17 protein-coding genes are annotated in these 18,627 nt (G+C 40.3%); 3 read left to right on the forward strand and 14 right to left on the reverse strand.

What is annotated here, in order from left to right; genetic code table 11:
• Positions 1–10 precede the first annotated feature (10 nt).
• Positions 11–745: a GntR family transcriptional regulator gene (locus tag ACZ5B7_RS28500; RefSeq protein ID WP_464491930.1), complete on the forward strand. Its 735-nt coding sequence runs from the start codon at positions 11–13 to the stop codon at positions 743–745.
• A gap of 283 nt (positions 746–1,028) precedes the next feature.
• On the opposite strand, the gene ACZ5B7_RS28505 is transcribed toward ACZ5B7_RS28500, so the two are convergent.
• From ACZ5B7_RS28505 to ACZ5B7_RS28535, 7 genes are all read right to left on the reverse strand, one after another.
• Complete coding sequence (locus ACZ5B7_RS28505; protein WP_464491931.1) at positions 1,029–1,256, reverse strand: hypothetical protein; 228 nt, start codon at positions 1,254–1,256, stop codon at positions 1,029–1,031.
• Positions 1,257–1,574: 318 nt separating this feature from the next.
• Entirely contained in the window at positions 1,575–1,937 is a 363-nt protein-coding gene (locus ACZ5B7_RS28510) for a hypothetical protein (protein ID WP_464491932.1), read from the reverse strand.
• Between the two features lie 23 nt (positions 1,938–1,960).
• Positions 1,961–3,031, reverse strand: coding sequence for a hypothetical protein (locus ACZ5B7_RS28515; RefSeq protein WP_464491933.1), 1,071 nt, complete (start codon positions 3,029–3,031; stop codon positions 1,961–1,963).
• 200 nt (positions 3,032–3,231) lie between these two features.
• On the reverse strand, positions 3,232–4,800 hold the full coding sequence (locus ACZ5B7_RS28520; RefSeq protein ID WP_464491934.1) for a vanadium-dependent haloperoxidase: 1,569 nt from the start codon (positions 4,798–4,800) through the stop codon (positions 3,232–3,234).
• A 596-nt stretch (positions 4,801–5,396) separates the two neighbouring features.
• Positions 5,397–5,696 (reverse strand): hypothetical protein, encoded by a 300-nt coding sequence (locus ACZ5B7_RS28525; RefSeq protein ID WP_464491935.1) that lies wholly within the window; start codon positions 5,694–5,696, stop codon positions 5,397–5,399.
• Positions 5,697–6,137: 441 nt separating this feature from the next.
• A complete protein-coding gene (locus ACZ5B7_RS28530; RefSeq protein WP_464491936.1) occupies positions 6,138–6,413 on the reverse strand; it encodes a DUF5946 family protein in 276 nt (91 codons plus the stop codon).
• Positions 6,406–6,789 (reverse strand): VOC family protein, encoded by a 384-nt coding sequence (locus ACZ5B7_RS28535; protein ID WP_464491937.1) that lies wholly within the window; start codon positions 6,787–6,789, stop codon positions 6,406–6,408. Before ACZ5B7_RS28535 ends, ACZ5B7_RS28530 begins: the two co-directional genes overlap by 8 nt.
• A gap of 308 nt (positions 6,790–7,097) precedes the next feature.
• Between ACZ5B7_RS28535 and tagU the strand changes: the two genes are divergently transcribed.
• Positions 7,098–8,027 (forward strand): polyisoprenyl-teichoic acid--peptidoglycan teichoic acid transferase TagU, encoded by a 930-nt coding sequence (gene tagU, locus ACZ5B7_RS28540; RefSeq protein ID WP_464491938.1) that lies wholly within the window; start codon positions 7,098–7,100, stop codon positions 8,025–8,027.
• A 164-nt stretch (positions 8,028–8,191) separates the two neighbouring features.
• Here the strand turns inward: tagU and ACZ5B7_RS28545 are convergent, their stop codons facing one another.
• The 6 genes from ACZ5B7_RS28545 to ACZ5B7_RS28570 form a co-directional block, all read right to left on the reverse strand.
• The gene (locus ACZ5B7_RS28545) at positions 8,192–9,604 is read right to left on the reverse strand and encodes a sodium:solute symporter family transporter (RefSeq protein WP_464491939.1); all 1,413 of its coding nucleotides are present in this window, start codon (positions 9,602–9,604) and stop codon (positions 8,192–8,194) included.
• A 55-nt stretch (positions 9,605–9,659) separates the two neighbouring features.
• The gene (locus ACZ5B7_RS28550) at positions 9,660–11,294 is read right to left on the reverse strand and encodes an N-acyl-D-amino-acid deacylase family protein (protein WP_464491940.1); all 1,635 of its coding nucleotides are present in this window, start codon (positions 11,292–11,294) and stop codon (positions 9,660–9,662) included.
• On the reverse strand, positions 11,287–12,504 hold the full coding sequence (locus ACZ5B7_RS28555; protein WP_464491941.1) for a YgeY family selenium metabolism-linked hydrolase: 1,218 nt from the start codon (positions 12,502–12,504) through the stop codon (positions 11,287–11,289). Before ACZ5B7_RS28555 ends, ACZ5B7_RS28550 begins: the two co-directional genes overlap by 8 nt.
• Before the next feature lie 124 nt (positions 12,505–12,628).
• A complete protein-coding gene (dpaL, locus tag ACZ5B7_RS28560) occupies positions 12,629–13,855 on the reverse strand; it encodes a diaminopropionate ammonia-lyase (RefSeq protein WP_464491942.1) in 1,227 nt (408 codons plus the stop codon).
• Between the two features lie 17 nt (positions 13,856–13,872).
• Positions 13,873–14,250 (reverse strand): RidA family protein, encoded by a 378-nt coding sequence (locus tag ACZ5B7_RS28565; RefSeq protein WP_464494588.1) that lies wholly within the window; start codon positions 14,248–14,250, stop codon positions 13,873–13,875.
• A gap of 184 nt (positions 14,251–14,434) precedes the next feature.
• Positions 14,435–16,192, reverse strand: coding sequence for a sigma 54-interacting transcriptional regulator (locus tag ACZ5B7_RS28570; protein WP_464491943.1), 1,758 nt, complete (start codon positions 16,190–16,192; stop codon positions 14,435–14,437).
• Positions 16,193–17,167: 975 nt separating this feature from the next.
• Here ACZ5B7_RS28570 and ACZ5B7_RS28575 point away from each other — a divergent pair.
• On the forward strand, positions 17,168–17,734 hold the full coding sequence (locus ACZ5B7_RS28575; RefSeq protein ID WP_464491944.1) for an HNH endonuclease: 567 nt from the start codon (positions 17,168–17,170) through the stop codon (positions 17,732–17,734).
• A 266-nt stretch (positions 17,735–18,000) separates the two neighbouring features.
• Here the strand turns inward: ACZ5B7_RS28575 and ACZ5B7_RS28580 are convergent, their stop codons facing one another.
• Positions 18,001–18,531, reverse strand: coding sequence for a hypothetical protein (locus ACZ5B7_RS28580; protein WP_464491945.1), 531 nt, complete (start codon positions 18,529–18,531; stop codon positions 18,001–18,003).
• Between the last annotated feature and the right edge of the window lie 96 nt (positions 18,532–18,627).

Genomic DNA, 18,627 nt, shown 5'->3' on the forward strand with positions numbered 1-18,627 from the left:
ATCTGAATGAATGGATACGGTACCGGACAAATTGAAAAGACCACTATATATATATGTATATGACGAGCTTCTTCTTCAAATTACGAAAGGTGAATTTCCTGTAGGCTCAAGGCTTCCTTCAGAACCAGATTTAGCAAAGAAACTAGGGGTGAGCCGGGCAACATTAAGACAAGCGCTGGCCCTTTTGCAGGATGATGGAGTAGTGAGAAACATGCCAGGCAAGGGAAACTTTGTCATTGATTCCTTTTACAAACAACCTGATCGTGTTCAATTAGAAAAACTAAGTAACCCTATGCATAAGTGCCATATAGGTCCATTTGACCGAATCGATACACATTATCGTCTAGAAGCGGAAACAGAATATACGAAACAGGTGTTAAAAATAAATTCCTCCAGAGTAGCCGCTGTCGAACGTTTATATCGAACAGGGAACGATTTAGTAGGCTATGCTTTTACGTTTATGTCCATGGAAACAGTAGAAAGTTTCTCTTTGGACTTAGATGATAAAGAACAACTCCTGGACTTTCTAGAGAACCAGGTGTATGTGGATGCGAATCATGGAGAAATCGAAATAAGATATACACATACCGTTAATTTAGCCGATCGGAAAGAAAAATTAATTGGCCATAATGAGTGTTTTCTACTATTAGAAAGTCTATACGGCAATGGAGATCATCCATTGATTTATAATAAATTTTATATACCACAGCAGTTTTCGAATATAAAATTAAATGTTTATAAATAGGTAATAGAAAAACACACAATTAGCCGATATCATTATTGAAAACACTAAAGATGAATTCGGTAAAAATCATTATTGCAAAAAGAATTGGATAAATGAACTTAAAACCCGTACAATTGTTTCAAACCGAAGCGTCACAACACTTGTAAAATAAAAAGCCACCTCTTTGAGTAACGGGGGCTTTGGCAAATTGAATGGGATTGCTCTTTTGCTTTTAAATATTCCATCATCGAGCACAATTCTGCAGCAAGGATTGTGCTCTTTCTAAGTGGGGGCTTATCCCCGACTAGAAACTGAAGAATTCTCCACCTTCCTTCTTTGGATTTTCAACATCTTGTTTTGTTCTTATAACATCCATAATTCCAATATACACGTATATGGAACTCCCAATAAAAAATAGAATTGCACCGATTAAAAACAATGCTGATTTGTTATAAGAATAATCTGCATCAGATTGTTGTTTCACGGTTACAGTACCCCTCTTGCCCGTTTTACTTAAAGCGTATCCATCCATCTAGTCCACCGCCTTTATTTACCTTAACTGCCCGATACCATATACCTTCCTATACCGGGATCAATTTTTCTTATTTATAACCTGCCCATAATTCTTGCCCTTCTTGGATTTCATGCGTTTTTTCTTCACTTTTGTTATGTTTTAGATAAAACCGGATACATTCATGCAGATTAAAGATTAAAAAGCAATTTATTAAGTAATTTATGATTTAAAGACAATAAAGTAGACACGAAATTTATAGACCTATTCATGAGTAAACAAAACATGGGGACGGTTCTTGCGCATCATTTGTTGAAACGCTAGAACCTTCCCCATGCATCACTCGACTTTGAAGACCCCCCAGGATCTTTCGAAGTTTTTTAGTTTTTCAAAGATGGTTTGATTGCCATATAGATGCTCGATGTTTAAGCCATCGGAGCTATAGTTAATGATAATTTTGGAGTCTGCTTGTTTACTTCTTACCACATATTGTTTGAGTTTTTCGATATGGTTGTCTAAGAAAATTTCCAGACTTTCTCTTCCTTCAAAAAAGTCCATGGTTGATAAGCACAAGTCAAATCCTTCTAAAGTAATATCGGATAGCTCTTGCAGCACCACTTTAGTGGCATAATTTAGAAAGGAAGAAAACGCTGCTGTATCCATTCCATCAATATCGCCATCATATACAAATAATTGATCCAAGCTGATATCCCCCCTTTTGTTAGTTAGCCTTTAAATCCGCCCTTCACAAAAAACTCCAGCCGTTCTGAAGGAGAGTTGATTAACTTTTTCCCCCAACCTTCGTTAATCCCTTCTTTTACTTCTTTCAGCGCCCTATTTTCATCCATATTATGTAGTCGGCAAATTTCTTTTATATATTTAGTCACGTCCTCAGACAAGCCTGAGAATGTTTGGGCAAACAAGAATCCCATAAACGGAAGCTGTCCACGCTGCACTCTTCCATAACGAACAGCACAGTCTAATTTCACCATTAAAAGGAGGCTTAAGGTTTTTGTGAACTCTATCGCATAGTTTTCATCTTGTAAAATAGCGGCTCGTTGTTTTGTCACATAGTCTATCATGACTGGTATCAATTCCTCTTCAAGAAAGAACCAGTATTTCCTTACCTCCAAATATTGGGTATCTGGATTATATGATTGAACTTCCTTTTTTAAGGCTTGATATAGCATTTTAAATTGGTCTATTTCTATTAAACCCGTATGATCTTTAAAAAAACTTAGATACTTGGGTCTGCTGTCCTCAAAATTAGAAGTAGTGGATGGTGGAAATATATCGATCCTTTTATTGCCGGCTTGCTCGAAAATCGTTTTGGCTTCCGCTTTTAAGCGGGCTCTGGCCTCTTCTTCCGTTTCTATTTGATTAGAAGTGGTTGACGGAACAGTATTTTCTTCCTTTATTTGCACCTTATCCTTCGATACGCCTTCTCGCTTTGTCTTTGCTACAACTGCCGCTTTTGCTATCGCTTCCGCTGCTGCTTTTCGTTTGGCCATTTCGATAGAGTCGGAGTTGCTGGAATTGGTTGGAGGTAGGGTATTTGCTTCCCTTTTTTGCTCCTCATTTACCAATTCGCCTTCTCGCTTCGTTTTTGCTACAGTTGCAGCTTTTGCCTTCGCTTCTTCTGCTGCTTTTCGCTTGGCCACCTCTAAATCTTTTTCATTTTCCGTATCCCATTTGTCAATTTGGTTCCTTCCGCCCTGGTATGAATTGTTATTAGAGCTCGATCTCATAGCAAATAATACAAAAAGGATAATGACTAAAAGGATAAGTAGAAACATTAAGTTCACCCCTAAGAAGTTTATATATTACTATAATAGCAGATTGCTTCCAGAAAAAGAAAAAACATAATACTTTTTGACTACCTACTATGTAGTTGGAAACTGGATGCCCCCAAGAATTGTTTTTTGAACAGTCTTGAGGGCATTCTTTTTACTAGTTGGTTCATTTATTCAATTAAAGTTCAGCCAAATAAAACGTATTATCCAATTTTTATTGTAGTTCCGTCAAATTTAGTTAGAGTGAATCCGTTAAAATTCTCATTATAAGTCTTTTTGTAATCCTGTATGATACCGATAGCAACTGCTTCACCCAATTTTAGCCCTTCAATGCCATCAGAACGCCAATGGACGCCGGCAGCATCCCGCCCAATGGCGATGTTAGATGCAAGTTTGTTTAATTCTCCTCCTATTGTCAAAGAAGGTCCTTGGAAAGGAATCAATGACAGACCATCAGAAGAAGCCGCAACGGGATTAGGGAGAACAAACCCTTCATTAAAAAATGCCTTTAGCATTGTTACTCCAGCCCCGACCATACATGCATGTCCAGCTGGATAGGATGGATGAGTGGGGCAACCTTCGGAATAAGCCTGGGGCAAAAGATAGGTTCCAAACTTGCTATGAACCTGGGGAACTACTTGGGAATTAAGAAGTTCTGTGTGAATAGGATAACAGGCAGCTCCGGTCAAGTGATTGTGGAGGCGCCCACCAAACTCTTCTGGCCTCAGCCGCCGGTGGACCAAAAACTTCTGGAACCAACCAGCCTCTAATGCTGACCTCGCAGCCTTAGCCACCCAATCCAGAATATGTGGTATTCCAAAAGTGATGAAACCAACCTGTGTTTTGGAATCTAGATAAGGGTTAGCTGGGTCAAGTGCAGCATTTCCTAAGCTGGATAAAATTAAACAAGCACCAAGTATAGATTGGTAGTTAAAATCCTTGTGAACAAATGCGGCTAAGTCACGGCCATTACGGATATAGCGAGGAGTGGGATCGATAGTATTTTTCGTTGTTGGGGATAATCCGTCCTGAATATTTAACCATTCTTGATAGGAGGTCATGTGATCGTCCCCTGCTAGTGTGGTTCTGTATCTCTGGATAATAGTTGTGGCCCCATAGGGAATGTCATTCAACAAAAACTGGGAGATATATGGTCCGATTAGGTCTCCCGGCGTTACACCCCGGAATAATGTATCGGTAGAAACCAATCTATTAACCTTTGGTCCCCGGAAATCCGAAAATTTGGATAGGTCCGCGGCTGCCAATAAGGTCAGATGATTGGTATTATATTCCTCAAAAGGGACATCGCGTGTAAGCGCCTGCCAGTAAACTTCTGCAATCTCACTTGCCTCACATGCACTGCTGAATGACGGAGGAGCCTTTACACTTAAATGGTGACTATCAGGTCCAACTAGTTCAAATGCATAAGAGGCTTGAGGGTTGGAAAGTTTGACAACTCCGCCTATTGGAATGGATTCAAAATCACATGGACTGCCTGTCCTTAATGAATGAATGTAGGATTTATAAGCCTTAAGTTCGACCTCTCCGAGTGAATTGTGAGGAAGCCCTTTGGAATAGTTTGCAATTTTATTAAAAAACAAGTGTTCATCGTTATTACAGTAATGTTCCGGGAGGGGGGCCTTTTTTTGGAATTCTGCAATTTCTCCACGAACATGATATGCCTCCTTCCGACGCTCTTTTGCATCGTTAGGTCCAATTACACAAGAGTTTTGCTGCTTTATATCCCTCTTTGAATCTTCTTTTTTTGCCATTTAATCACACCTTTTTTCTTATCGTCATCTATTCTTATATAGACTCAATATAAGGTATTCAAATATATTTCCATGGCTTAGATTCTTTTACTAGTTTTCTATCACTCTTTTTTCTTATTGTTTCCCCGGCGCCCTCCTCCAATTTGGAGTACCCGCTTGATTTAATACGCGTATATAAGGAGTAAACTTCCACTTAACTATCCTGCTCTTACTTCCAAAAATGAATAACAAATTTGGCAAACAAATCTCTATTTGATCGAATTTCTTAAAATCGGCTTCAATTTTAGATTTTCTAAGCAAAATAAACGGATTTTGAGTAGGTTTTTCGTGCCAAATCAGAATTGGTGCAATTCGATCTTAATAAATATTAAAAACCAAACTGTTGACTGAATACAATTTTTAAAAAGATTTAAAACGGTAAGAATCTCTGCTATATGTTGTTTTATTCCTTCCTCGTTATAAATCATCTGTCCACCTCTTCTATAAGTACATTAATATATCTGCAATAGATATTTAGCTAAAACCGATACCTGTGATGGAATGCAAAAAATTAAAAACAGCCCTTTAAAAGGCTGCTTCATGATTGTACTTCATTTTTACTGTTCATGAGTCCAAGAGACTGCTTCTCCTGTGGATGGGCAGCTTGGGAATTTTTCTCCTTGGTTAAGTACTACATGTTCGCCATCTGCATCTACATAATGCCCTGATTCCATTACTGTTTCACCAGTTCTATGAGTGTGGCTTTCGTGCGTCCAGGTTGTAGATTTCCCTGTTGATGGGCATTCAGGAAATGTTTCGCCTTGACGAAGTTCTTTCCTCTCTCCATCTGCATCTATATATTGCCCAGATTCCATTACTGTTTCTCCTGTATGATGATGGTCTGTGAAGTGACTCAAAAATAACTCCTCCTTTGAATTAGTTAACCACCATAGTCTCCCACAGACCCATTATTTTATTCTGTTAAAAAGGGTTTGGAAAGTAAATCGCTAATTTTGGAAAGTAAAAGTAGAAAATCAGAAAGTATTTGCCAAAAAGTGAAAGTAAAATCATCAAAGCGGAAAGTAACCACACCAAACCGGAAAGTATATCCAAATAAATGGAAAACACTCCAAATAGATCATTATGTTTTCTCTTATTTTCACTGATCATTCACACAGTAAATCATATCCCTCTTCGTAAGACCGCAATTTTCATTGTTTTGTTACGATTTTAGTGCTAAATCAGGTACGAAAACACAACTTCGATGAAATGGAATGCGATATTTGGTGCAAAATGCATACATTTACAAAAATAAATCACTTTAAAAGAGAGAAACAAATTTCTTTCACCCCATTATGTTAATGTCCCCAACATTCCCACACAATTAACATCCATTTTCGAATCAATTTGTCACGACTTTCCCCTGGTTGTTGGTTCAAAACATCAAGAACAGTCAATGAATAAACGGATTGATCTGGTGCCTGCAATTTCTTTTGAAAAAGGAACCTTGGATTACCCCTGAACCGGTGTTTGTCTGATACCTTGACTCCCCTTTCTTGGTCAGGTTCCCAATAGTGAGCCAAATAAAAAAGCAAAGGTAAAAAAACTTTACCCTTGCTCAGAACATTAACCATTACAGATCATTAAAATATTACCATCTAAATCCTTGAAATTAAAATAAGCAAAATCACCTATGCGCTCTATTTCTTTAACAACTATTATTCCTTTATTTTTAATAAACTGGTATGCTTCATCAATATCTTTGACGAAGAAATTAAATAAAACGTGGTCTGAGGGCTTCAATTTAAAGCCTGGGTCAAATGTGTGATCATCTAAAGTAAGCCCGGTTTCTGATGTTACAGGGACATTGTAAACAGGAGAATGAACTTCTTCCTTATTAAATGGTAACCCAAGTAAATCACTGTACCATTCTGCAGATTTTTTTAAATCACTAACATGAATAAATACATTATTTACCTTACAGGCAATCGGAGAAACCGTTGAGTTCATATACTTTCCACCTTTTTACTTTTTGTATATTAGTAATTCAACAAAAAGTAAACAATAACCTCTTAAAATTTAAAGTTTATGAATGCATAGTAGCGGGCTCCATCGTTAAATGAACTCACCTACCGATTTTTTGTAAATTTACATCCTCTATCGTCTGCCCCATTAACTTCTTCAAGGTAAATCGCAGTTTGATGAGGCACAAGAACCACCTCTATGTGTCTCTTGGAAAGAAGTTAATAGTTACAATAGACTTATTGTGTGAGAGAATGGAAAACTGAGGTTATTTCACAAAAAGGAGGTTTTCATAAATGAAAACTCAAAAAAGGAAGAAAAAGTGGGTCAAAATTACGCTCATCACTCTTCTTGTGTTGTTCCTATCGTTTGGAATTTATAGTTATACAGTTTATAAATCTTTTAAAAGCGCAGTTGATACCATGCACCAGCCAATCGAGCGAAAACAGTCAGATAAACGACAAGAGCCAGTTGAAGTAAAGAAGGATCCATTTACTGTCTTAATGCTGGGGGTTGATGAACGGCAAGGTGACAAAGGTCGTTCTGACTCCATGATCGTATTGGCTGTAAACCCACAAAAACAGTCGGTAAAAATGTTAAGCATACCGCGTGACACACGCACTCAAATAGTCGGCAAGGGAAAAGAGGACAAGATCAATCATGCTTATGCCTTCGGCGGAGTACCGATGGCAATGGATACCGTTGAAAACTTTCTCGATATCCCGATCGATTATTATATCCAGATTAATATGGAAGGCTTTAAAGACATTGTTGATGCGGTTGGCGGGGTGAGAGTTCAGAATGACCTGGACTTTACTGTCGGCCAATACCATTTCGCAAAAGGGAATATCAACCTAAATGGCGATGAAGCGTTAAGTTATTCGAGGATGAGACACGAGGACCCTAGAGGGGATTTTGGCCGACAAGAAAGGCAGCGTCAAATCATTCAAGCAGTTATTAAAGAAGGTGCCAGCCTTTCTACCTTAACAAATTTCTCTGATATCTTCTCCGCACTTGGTAAAAATGTCAAAACAAACTTAACCTTCGACCAAATGGCAGCCATTCAAAAAAATGATAAAACGGCCGGAAACAGCATTGAACAAATCGAAATAAAAGAAACAGGCACAAAGATTAACAAAATTTATTATGGAATAGTCGCTCCAGAAGAGAAACAAAGGGTACAAAGCGAATTAAAATCACAATTGGAGATAAGCAATTCTAACTAAACCAATGTAATTAATGCTCGAATTAAGGTGATTCTCCCAATCCAGCCCACACCTAACAATAACAGCCAACAACCTTGAAAGGTTGTTGGCTGTTTCGAATCAATATACCACTTTCTACTAAAAGAAAAGTTGCCTTTTTATGGTTAGCAAGTTGCAATATTACTCTATGTCGTAAACTGACCCTCCTGATTATACGCCGAAGGTGCTGCCGGGACTCCTCTATTAAGTTCGATTTTATTTACAATCAAGAAGGTTAATAGGCTGGCTACGCTTCCGGCAATGACAGCCATGATACCGAATGGTTCTTTTGCCAGCTGCCATCCGAGCCCGATAACGGTTCCTGCAATAATAGAGTACAAACCGGCTTTTGGTGTAACTTTATCCCATACCAATCCTAGTAGATATGCTGCAAATGGGCCGGTTGAACGAAGGGTAAAGGCAAAAACAAGCAACGGAATGATTTGTTGGCTGAATAAAGAAATGCCGACCGCCACAAAACCTGAGATTACCACAAGCATTTTACTTAATTTAAGCTCTTTATGAGGTTCCACGGCTTTCTTCGTAACAATAGGATAAATATCTTTTACGAATACACTTGCTACAGCAAGTAAATTTCCAGAGGCACTAGACAAAGTTGCTGAAATGACACCTGACAGGAGAAGCCCTGAAATAAGCGGCGGCAATAATTCAACAGAAACGGTGGCCAATGCATCATTGGCATTAATCGTTGGAAACACAGCTAACGCAATTAAACCAAGAACAGCCGGAATGAAGGCATATAATGTCATTAAGATGCCGCATAATAGTGAACCTGTTACGGCTACTTTTTGATTTTTTGCGGAGTAATAGCGCTGTACCGCTTCCTGTCCAGTCGAAAAAGTCATAAAGTACATAATGGTTAATCCGATGATGGTTCCCCATCCAATCTTGGTAAAGCCTAGCTGTTCTTTCGGCAGATTGGACATGACCGCGTCCACGCCCCCCGCACTGTGAAAGGCAAAGGGGACAGCAATCGCAAACCCAAAAACAATAAGGAAAAATTGCACAAAATCTGTAAGCGTAACACTCCACATTCCACCTAGATAGGTGTAGAACACAACCCCTATTCCTGCAATCAGAATCGCCCATGTTACACTAAAACCTGTTAATATATGGACAATTGATGCCGTTGCTGTAATTTGAACTGCAGCCAAGGCAGTTGAAGCAACAAAAGACAAGAAACTAGAAATAGCATAACTGCTTTTACCATATCTCCGGCCAATAATTTCCGGAACAGTTGTCGCCATTGCCTTCCGCATATAAGGGGCCACAAAAGATACTAGTAATATACCAATCCCGGCCGATACCACATACCAGCCAGCAGACAGCCCCCAATCACCATAAGCTTTAGAGGCGACACCAACAGAACTTCCTCCGCCGATCTCAGTTGCGGCCAATGTTCCTGCAAGCATAATTGGACCTAATCGACGGCCAGCAAGGTGATAATCGTTACTATCCTTGACCTTTGTTTTTGCATATAACCCAATTCCAATCATGGCTGCCATATAAACGATAACAATTGTCCAAATAATTCCCATAAATCAATCCTCCTTAGAAATAGCTTGCATGATAATCTACATTTCAGCTCTGTTCTTAACGGGACAATAACTCTTTTTCATTAACTCCTTGAACCCCTGGATAATGACGGCGAATCACCTTTCCCACAGGTTTCCGATAAGCCTGCTCACCTTGAATGACAACCTCACCGTTGACGATGACTGTATCAATTCCAAGATTGAACTGGCGCGGTTTTTCAAATGTGGCTTGGTCGATAATTTCGTCTGGGTTAAAGATGACAATATCAGCGGCCAATCCCTCCCGTAAGATCCCGCGGTCCTGCAAACCTATGATTCTCGCAGGCTGAGATGTCATACGGCGAATCATATCTTCTAACGGGAGAACCTTTTCTTCCCTTACATATTTTCCAAGAATCCTAGGAAACGAGCCGTAGGCACGAGGATGTGGTTCACCGCCTAATAAGCCGTCACTTCCAATCGTCCCAGCCGGGTGTGCAAGGATCGCCTTAACGGATTCCTCATTCATGACAAAATCGATCATTCCAACGCCATTTTTCTCATGGAGAATCAAATCCAGAGCTACTTCGGCACAATTTTCCCGTCCATCTAATTCAGCAATTTGTTCAATCGTCTTACCTACACAATACTGTTTCTCAGCAGATTCTACGGATGTAACAATAATTCCATCCCAACCGGCCCACTTCGACATGCTATCCCAGCCCTTAAAGCCTGTTGCCATCTCCTGGATCATTTTCTTACGAAGCCCTTCATCAGCAAGGCGTTCGAGCAGTTGATCAGTGCCGCCAGCATGGACCCAAGGCGGCAGAATGGCACTCAGCATCGTACTTCCAGCAGTGTACGGGTATTGGTCAAAGGTTACTTCTAACCCTTCATCCCGAGCTTGGTCAATCCTTTTTAATACATCCGGTGTCTTATGCCAGTTATCCTTGCCGCAATTCTTTAAGTGTGAAAAATGAAGGTGAGCTCCGCACCGCTTCATCATGTCAATCAATTCCTGCATGGATTCTAGAATTTCGTCCCCTTCACTTCTCTGATGGATGACAAGCGGCACCCCGTACTCCGCAATTACTTGGCATAATGCCTCTAATTCTTTCATTTCAGCAAAACAGCATGGCGGATAAATTAATCCGGTCGATAAGCCAACTGCTCCTTCATCTAATGAACGGCGGAGAACATCTTGCATTTGTTTAATCTCGTCATCTGTAGCTGGACGGTTGTCCAGTCCCATAACCTCCATCCGGATATTCCCGTGCGGGGCAAGCACCGCCAAATTGTAGCTTGGATTGTTCTTCTCAATCTTATCTAAATATTCAGAAACTGTTGTCCAGTCCCATTCAATTGGCGGGTTGCCATCTAATCCAGCCAAATTTTTTCTCCATGGCGAAACATATTCCTTCGGCAGCGGGGCTGCGGCAATTCCGTCCTGCCCCAGCAAGTCGGTTGTAATTCCCTGGCGAACCTTTGCCTCAATCAAAGGCTCATCAAGAATAACAAGATCGGAATGGGTATGCATATCAATAAATCCAGGACTTACAACTTGATTTTTCGCATCAATTTCTTCCTTAGCCTGGCAATTGGTCAATTTTCCAATCTTGGCGATTTTTCCGTTCTCAATCGCCAAGTCCCCGTAGTACCATGGCGAACCTGTTCCATCAATAATTTTCCCATTGCGGATGATTAAATCATACATGTTTTGCAGTCTCCTTTTCCTTGGTATGAATGACTGTTAACGCTCTCATAATAGCCGAGTAGCCTGCTGTAGCTTTTACCAATTGCTCAATCTCGATATATTCATCATCAACGTGGGCCTGAGATTCTAAAGACGGACCAAAGCCGATTGTTGGAATATTTGCTTCACCTGCAAAGTGACTTCCATTTGTACAGAAGGAATAATGAGACAGCTCAGGTGTGAGTCCAATCGCTTCTAATTCTTTTAATGGAAGCTGGACAAACTCTTCGACATCATCATATAACCATCCCGGGAAAAATCGCTCATCACTAATTAAAGCCCCTGTATAACAGCGTTCCTCGCCGAAAGCGTACCTTACGCTTGCTTTAAACTTCGGATCCACCAACTGAAGTTTATCAATGAGGTCCTGGATTGGCGCCAAAACAGATTCCTTTGTTTCCCCCACTAGCAACCGGCGGTCAAATGTCACTGTACATAAGGATGGAACAACAGATGCCCCAGGATAAGGAGAGGATTTGATATCCGTTAATTCAAGTATTCCCTTTCCTAATACCTCATGTTCATTCACTGGCAGGTTCCGAATCTCAGTAAGGAGCTTCATCATATGATAGACCGCATTAATTCCTTTTTCCGGATTAGAGGAATGGGCAGGCTTTCCAACGGTTTCGACGACGATTTCCGCACGGCCCCTTTGTCCCCGATTTAGTTTTAAATTCGTAGCCTCTCCAATAACTACATAATCTGGGTTTACAATTTCACTAACCCGTCTTGTTGCTACTCCCTCAAAGCACTCCTCATGGACGCTGCATGAAACAACGACCTTACCAGGAAAAGCTTTCTTTGTATCTTCAGCAAAATTGATTGCAGCAGCAATCATGGCACTGACAGCCCCCTTCATATCGGAGGTTCCTCTGCCGTAAATTTTTCCATCTCTTATTTCGCCTGAAAAAGGGTCGACGGTCCACTGCTCAGTATTTACAGGCACCGTATCAATATGGCCATCTAAAAGGACGGTAGGTCCCTCCATGTTCCCGTTCATAACGAGCATGACATTCCCGTACTCATCCACAATGCATTCATCAAAGCCATGCTGTTCAGCATATGCCTTAATCTCTTTTGCCACCAAATCCTCTTGGCCGGAATAACTTTTTAATCTCACTAATGATTGACAAAGCTTAATGACGCTTTCTTTCCGATTTTCTGATAACACCTTGTACTCCCCCTATAGAAAAAATGTCTTCCTTTTCCAGATCGACTCTTAGGCTAGGCACTTCACCGCGTCATCCAAAAACATTGAAGATATCCGCTCTAAAAACCTTAGCCCGAGTCCCATTTTAAATCGGACAGCGTCCTTCCCAAACAACCTTTTTATAATGGTCCGGGTCAGTATCCCCTTCTGTGCTAATCAGCAAGATTCTTGAATTTGAGTCTAGTAATATCTCATCATTTACAGATTGGTCTGCTTCCAGTTTCCGTAAATAGTAGACAAGCCCGAGAGTCACCGCGCCTGATTCACCAGAAATAACCCGAGGGTCATCCTTCAGCGGATTCCCGTAAAGCCGCATCCCCAACGCGGAAATATTATCGTTACACGAGAAGGCAGCCTTGGCGTATTGACCCAATATCCGAAACGCCCTTGTATTCGGTTCCCCGCAAGCTAGGCCGGCCATGATGGTGTCCATATCCCCGCCGACAACCTCGCGCTTCCCTTCTTTATTCGCAAAGGACCTGTAGTAACAATCAGCTTTTTCCGGTTCCACTACGATAATCACCGGCGGATTATCTCGATAATGCTGAACCATATAAGCAGCGATTCCAGCGGCAAAAGATCCAACTCCGGCCTGCAAGAAAATATGTGTAGGTGGTTCTCCTCCGGCGCTGCCCATTTGATCAACCACTTCTTTAGCCATCGATGCATATCCCTGCATGATCCAAAGCGGAATTTCATCATAACCTTCCCAAGCGGTATCTTGAACCATCACCCAGCCATTTTTATTTGCAAGGTTAGCACACATTCGAACAGCATCGTCATAATTTAACTCTGTAATATCCGCCTCTGCTCCTTCGTTCCGAATCGCATTCAGACGAATCAAGGAAGAACCCTTTGGCATATAAATGATCGATTTATGCCCCAGCTCTCTTGCCGCCCAGGCAACCCCGCGGCCATGGTTCCCGTCCGTCGCAGAAATAAAGGTGACTTCCCCAAGCTTTTCTTTTACCCGAGGGGACTGCAGTTCTTTAAATGAAAGGTTCTCAATGTTTTCGCCAAGTTGATTGGCCAAGTACTTTGCCACCGCATAAATACCGCCCATTACCTTAAAGGCATTAAGGCCAAAACGGTACGATTCATCCTTCACTAGGATTTCGGAAATATTTAGGTAGCCTGCTAAATTTTTTAATGAATGCAAGGGTGTTTCTGTATAGGATTCATGGGATTTTTGAAACTGGTGAATCTTTTCAACCTCTTTATCTTGAAAAAATGATAATTCATCGTCGTTATAGACAGGATCATAAAATGCATTGGAAACCCATTTTATATCCTTTCTCATGGTACTCTGCACGAACAACCCCTCCTTTTCTATTTTGTTACTGCAATGACTTCGATTTCCACCTTTGCTCCTTTAGGGATGGCAGAAACCTCGAAACAGCTTCTTGCAGGCTTATGTTCTGAAAAATATGATCCATACACTTCATTTACACTTTGAAATGAATCAATAGAATCAAGGAAGATCGTCGCTTTCACAATATCCTCTAAACCCAGATTTAACTCTGACAGCAATCCTGAAATATTTTTCAAGATTTGCTCTGTCTGTTCAGCTGTGGAATCCCCTACTATATTCCCAGTTTCACAATCTAGCGGCAGCATGCCTGATAGAAAAACAAAACCATTGGCAATGATTGCTTGAGAATAGGGGCCTACCGCTGCTGGTGCTTTATTTGTTTGAACTTGTTGCAGCATATATTTGCTCCTCCTTTAGAGTTTTTCTATCCTTATACATTGCAAGTCGCGTGCCAAAATGAAAACCCCTTAAGTAAGCGCTTTAATAAAAATGAAAATCTAAAAAAAGTACCATAATGATACTCGAAGTAAAAAATTCAGACCAAACTTCCTAGTAAAACAAAAAAGTCTCATTTTGATATCAAATATCAATTTGATACTTTTTTATTTTTCGAAACAGCGTAGCTCGTCCAATTCCTAATAATTGGCTTGCATCCTCTACGTTAAGCTGATGATTGTGAACGTATTGAAGGGCTTTTTTAATCAAATCCTTTTCCATTTCAACTAAGGAGAAAGATGTAGAGGTAAGCGGAATCTTCTGTTTTTCCATTTCAAGCTTTCGTTGAATTAATTCACCTGCCGCCTCCATGGTAATCCACCCATTGGAAATAAAATTAAATAGGTATTCAATAAAATTTTTCAGTTCTCGAACATTACCCTTCCATGGATAATTTAACATGGCACTTATGACGTTCTTTCCAAACCCTAATACATTCGCATGAAATTGTTCATTGAACAAGGTAATAAAGTGGTCACTCAGAGCAATGATGTCCTCCTTCCTGCTTCTAAGCGGCGGAATCACGATAGGAATGACATTAAGCCGGAAATACAAATCCTCCCTAAACAGCCCATTGTTCACCATTTCCTGCAAGTCTTTGTTCGTTGCCGCGATCACCCGTACATCAACTGAGATAGTATGGGTACTGCCAAGACGTTCTATTTCCTTCTGCTGGAGAACACGCAACAGCTTCACTTGTAACAGCGGAGGCATCTCCCCTATTTCATCTAAAAAAATCGTCCCTTGATGGGCTAATTCAAATTTACCCGGCTTCCCTTTTTGATTGGCACCAGTAAACGCTCCTCGATCATAGCCAAACAACTCACTCTCTAATAAGTGCTCGGGAATAGCACCACAATTGACAGTAATAAAGGCATTCTCCTTTCTCATACTCGCATGGTGAATGGCTCTGGCGAATTCCTCCTTCCCCGTACCGCTTTCCCCTTGAATTAAGACGGTGGAGTCAGATTGGGATACCTTAAAGGCGTATTTTTTTACCTCTGCGATTTGTGTGCTGACACCAATAATTTGGTCAAACGGTTTCTTTTGGTCCTCCGCTGCCATTTCTGCAAGATTTCGTATCTCTTTGACATCCTGAATACTAATCAAATACTCCGTCTGATACGATGCTGGCGAAGATAGTTTTTGTTTGGTCAAAAGCAAAGATTTCTCTCCCCTGCTGGTTACAAGCGTAACGGTTCGACTCAACACCCCTGACTCCCAAGCAAAATCACGAATTAAGTTTTGTACATGGAGAGGAACGGCCTTGTTTTCTGCTCCCAATAGCATTTCAGCTTTTAGGTTCATTTCATTCAGCTTTCCTTTTTCGTCAATCAGAATCATTCCTACATGGACAAGATCCATCAATTTTTCCATTTTTTCTGAGTTGCTTGTAAGCTGTTGATTCAGATGGTATAAATGCAATTTACTTGATAAAAGGTCTGCCATTTTCCTTAAAAAGGTCAATATGCCATCCGTGTTCTCAAACAAGCGCTGGCGCTGCTCTTCGTTAAATGCCAATAGCCCAATCACACCGATCGCCCGGTTATCATATGTAATTGGCGTGCAAATCTCCCCGGTCTCTGAGCAATTTTGGAAAAATTGGCATCTCTGACAAACCTCTGCATACCCAGGATTTGTGATAATGACTGGCTGCCCGGTACGAATGGCAGATTTATAGACAAGATCTCCTTCCATTTTGTGAAGGACACTTACCCTTTGCTCCCCTGTACCTGCAACTCTAATAAAATGATGATTGGCAATTTCAACCTCAATCTTTAAAACAGCCGCTATCGCATCTGCAATACTTTGGACAACAGGCTGAATATTCATTAAATCCATTCTTTCACCCCTACCGTCAACTAGTATAGTATCAATGTGATACTAATTTTATATTCGCAATTTTAACATGATTTAAATTTTTATAATATATATAAAATTACTACAATTTCCGTTTTACAACTATGCACGTCCGAATTACAGACAAAAAAATGAAGCATAAGAACCGTCCGAGATTACTAAAAAAACACGCCAAACATTGGCTTATTAAAGATAAAACCGCCTCGACTGAAGGTGATAATGTCTTTAATCCGGCTTATTAAAAACAAAACTACCTCGATTTAGGACGAAAATGTCTTTAATCCACCTTTTTCAGTGGCCTCGAGCCGTCCCCATGCACCACAAATTGTTCGTGGTATTTCAACAAATTGTTGTCCCAGTGCAATCTAAACAAACGTTTATGTAAACCGATTCAAAGCCTTGCCACTGGCTGACTTTTTCCTCCACTATTACGAAAATGGTTGTCGTTCAGTCAAACGTTTATGTAAATGGGATTAAATGTTGATACATCAACATTCCTAGTCTTATTCTCCTAAAAATTTTGATGAATATTGCCAGATTATGATGCTCCATTTCTTGAAGGTCTAACACACATTCAGAAATCCGCAAATTTTCATCAAAATCTACTATTGATTTTCCAATTAAACGTTTGGTTGAAAACTAAAAATCTATTGATTTAATCGAGTTTTCCTCCCTTTTTCGCCAAAAATTTTGTCATTTAACCAAACGATTGATTAGAATCGGCCTACCCCTTTTCTACAACTGGATTTATATATATTTTTGCAGCAGAGAACTGTCGAATCTTGCTAAACATTTGAGAAAAATCCATATCAACAGGTAGAGGAAGTCGGAGATGGGATTAAGCTGGCATCAACGACTGCTTTAGATAATGCCGGTCAGTTCATCGATGGGGCCGTAAAAGGCACATACGGAGTCATCAAGAAAGACGACCAGGCAAAGAAAGAGGGCTTCAGCGATTTGAAAGACTCTGGCGGCAGAACGCTTAAAGGGATCGGCAGCACCATCACCTACACAACAAAAAGCGCAGGCACCACGTTTGAAGGCTTAAAAAAAGGCGATAAGGAAAAAGCCTTTCAGGGTGTTAAAAACATCGGAAAAGTAGCGGCTATTTCCATGTTAGCGGTAGGTTTAATGGATCTTATTGATGGGGCCGATATTGTTGATGCAGAAGACCTCGATACAAGAAACGACCATTTAAATGGAGAGCTTCATCCCGAAACAGGAGTACCCTTTATCGAGAAAACCGTAGAATTACCAAGTGGTGAATACGTGACAGGTACCTTCCCTGTATTTGAAAGTGACGTTGAAGTTCAGTTGCCGGAAGAGCTTTACCTTCAATCAGACAATGTCCATTTCTCCTTCGCGAATCATGAATTATATGAGGCAATCCAATCCGATTCAGCTCTAGCCCAACAAATAGGACTAGACCAACATGATATCGCACAGCTAGGACAAGGGAACACTCCTGAGGGGTTCACCTGGCACCACAATGAAGAACCAGGCGTCCTTCAACTCCGTCGATGAAGACGTCCATCAAAACACTGGCCATACTGGCGGCAGGGAACTTTGGGGCGGCGGAGTTAGGTAAGTCCCCAAAAAAGTATATCCTAGGTGGGATATCTTCTTGGAAAAAACAAAAGAAGTGCTGCTAGCACTTCTTTCTATTACTTCTTTCAATTATTTTAAAGCCAGGTCATCTACAAAAAGTTCGGGTGGCTTCGGAGTGGCATAACACACAATTATTAAGCTTTATACTTTAGCCAATTAGGAGAGACCCCATAGACAAAAAACTATTTAGTTTGCATAAATGCAAATACCTTCCACCCGTTATCTTCCTTTATCGTGTAGAAATGAGTATCTTGTTTTGAACCATCTTTCAATTCCAAGGTAACAGAGACACGTGCAACATTCTCTTTAAGTTTTTTATCCAATAGACCTGCTTTTTTTAAATCTTCTTCGCTTAAATCTCCCATATCAATTTCATCGTAAAAATCAGCTAATAAATCGTCAAAGTTTTCCTCCTTAGTTATTTCATATCCTTCCAAATTTGCATCACTAAGGTACCGAAAATCTAGCGGAAAGTTAGATGCCCGTTCATATATAGGGCCTAATCTTGTATTAAACTCATTAAAATCTTTGTTCCCTTCGGATACCCAATATTCTTCTTCACCATTTTGGTTATCATTGTAGGCATCAATAAAATCACTAACAGCACCAGAAGGCGTATCATTACCTCCAATGCTTAAAAAAACAATTAAAATAACAAGAATTAAACCACCGAGACTTAATAAAGCCTTTTTACCTTTTAGTAGATTCCGCATTGTTATGATCCTCCATATGAATTTCTTCCTATTATCCCGGAATTAACCTAAATCAAATTTTTCTAGTTTTTAATAATATATTACTACTATTTTCGA

The sequence above is a fragment of the Neobacillus sp. S1115 genome, from assembly GCF_055385565.1.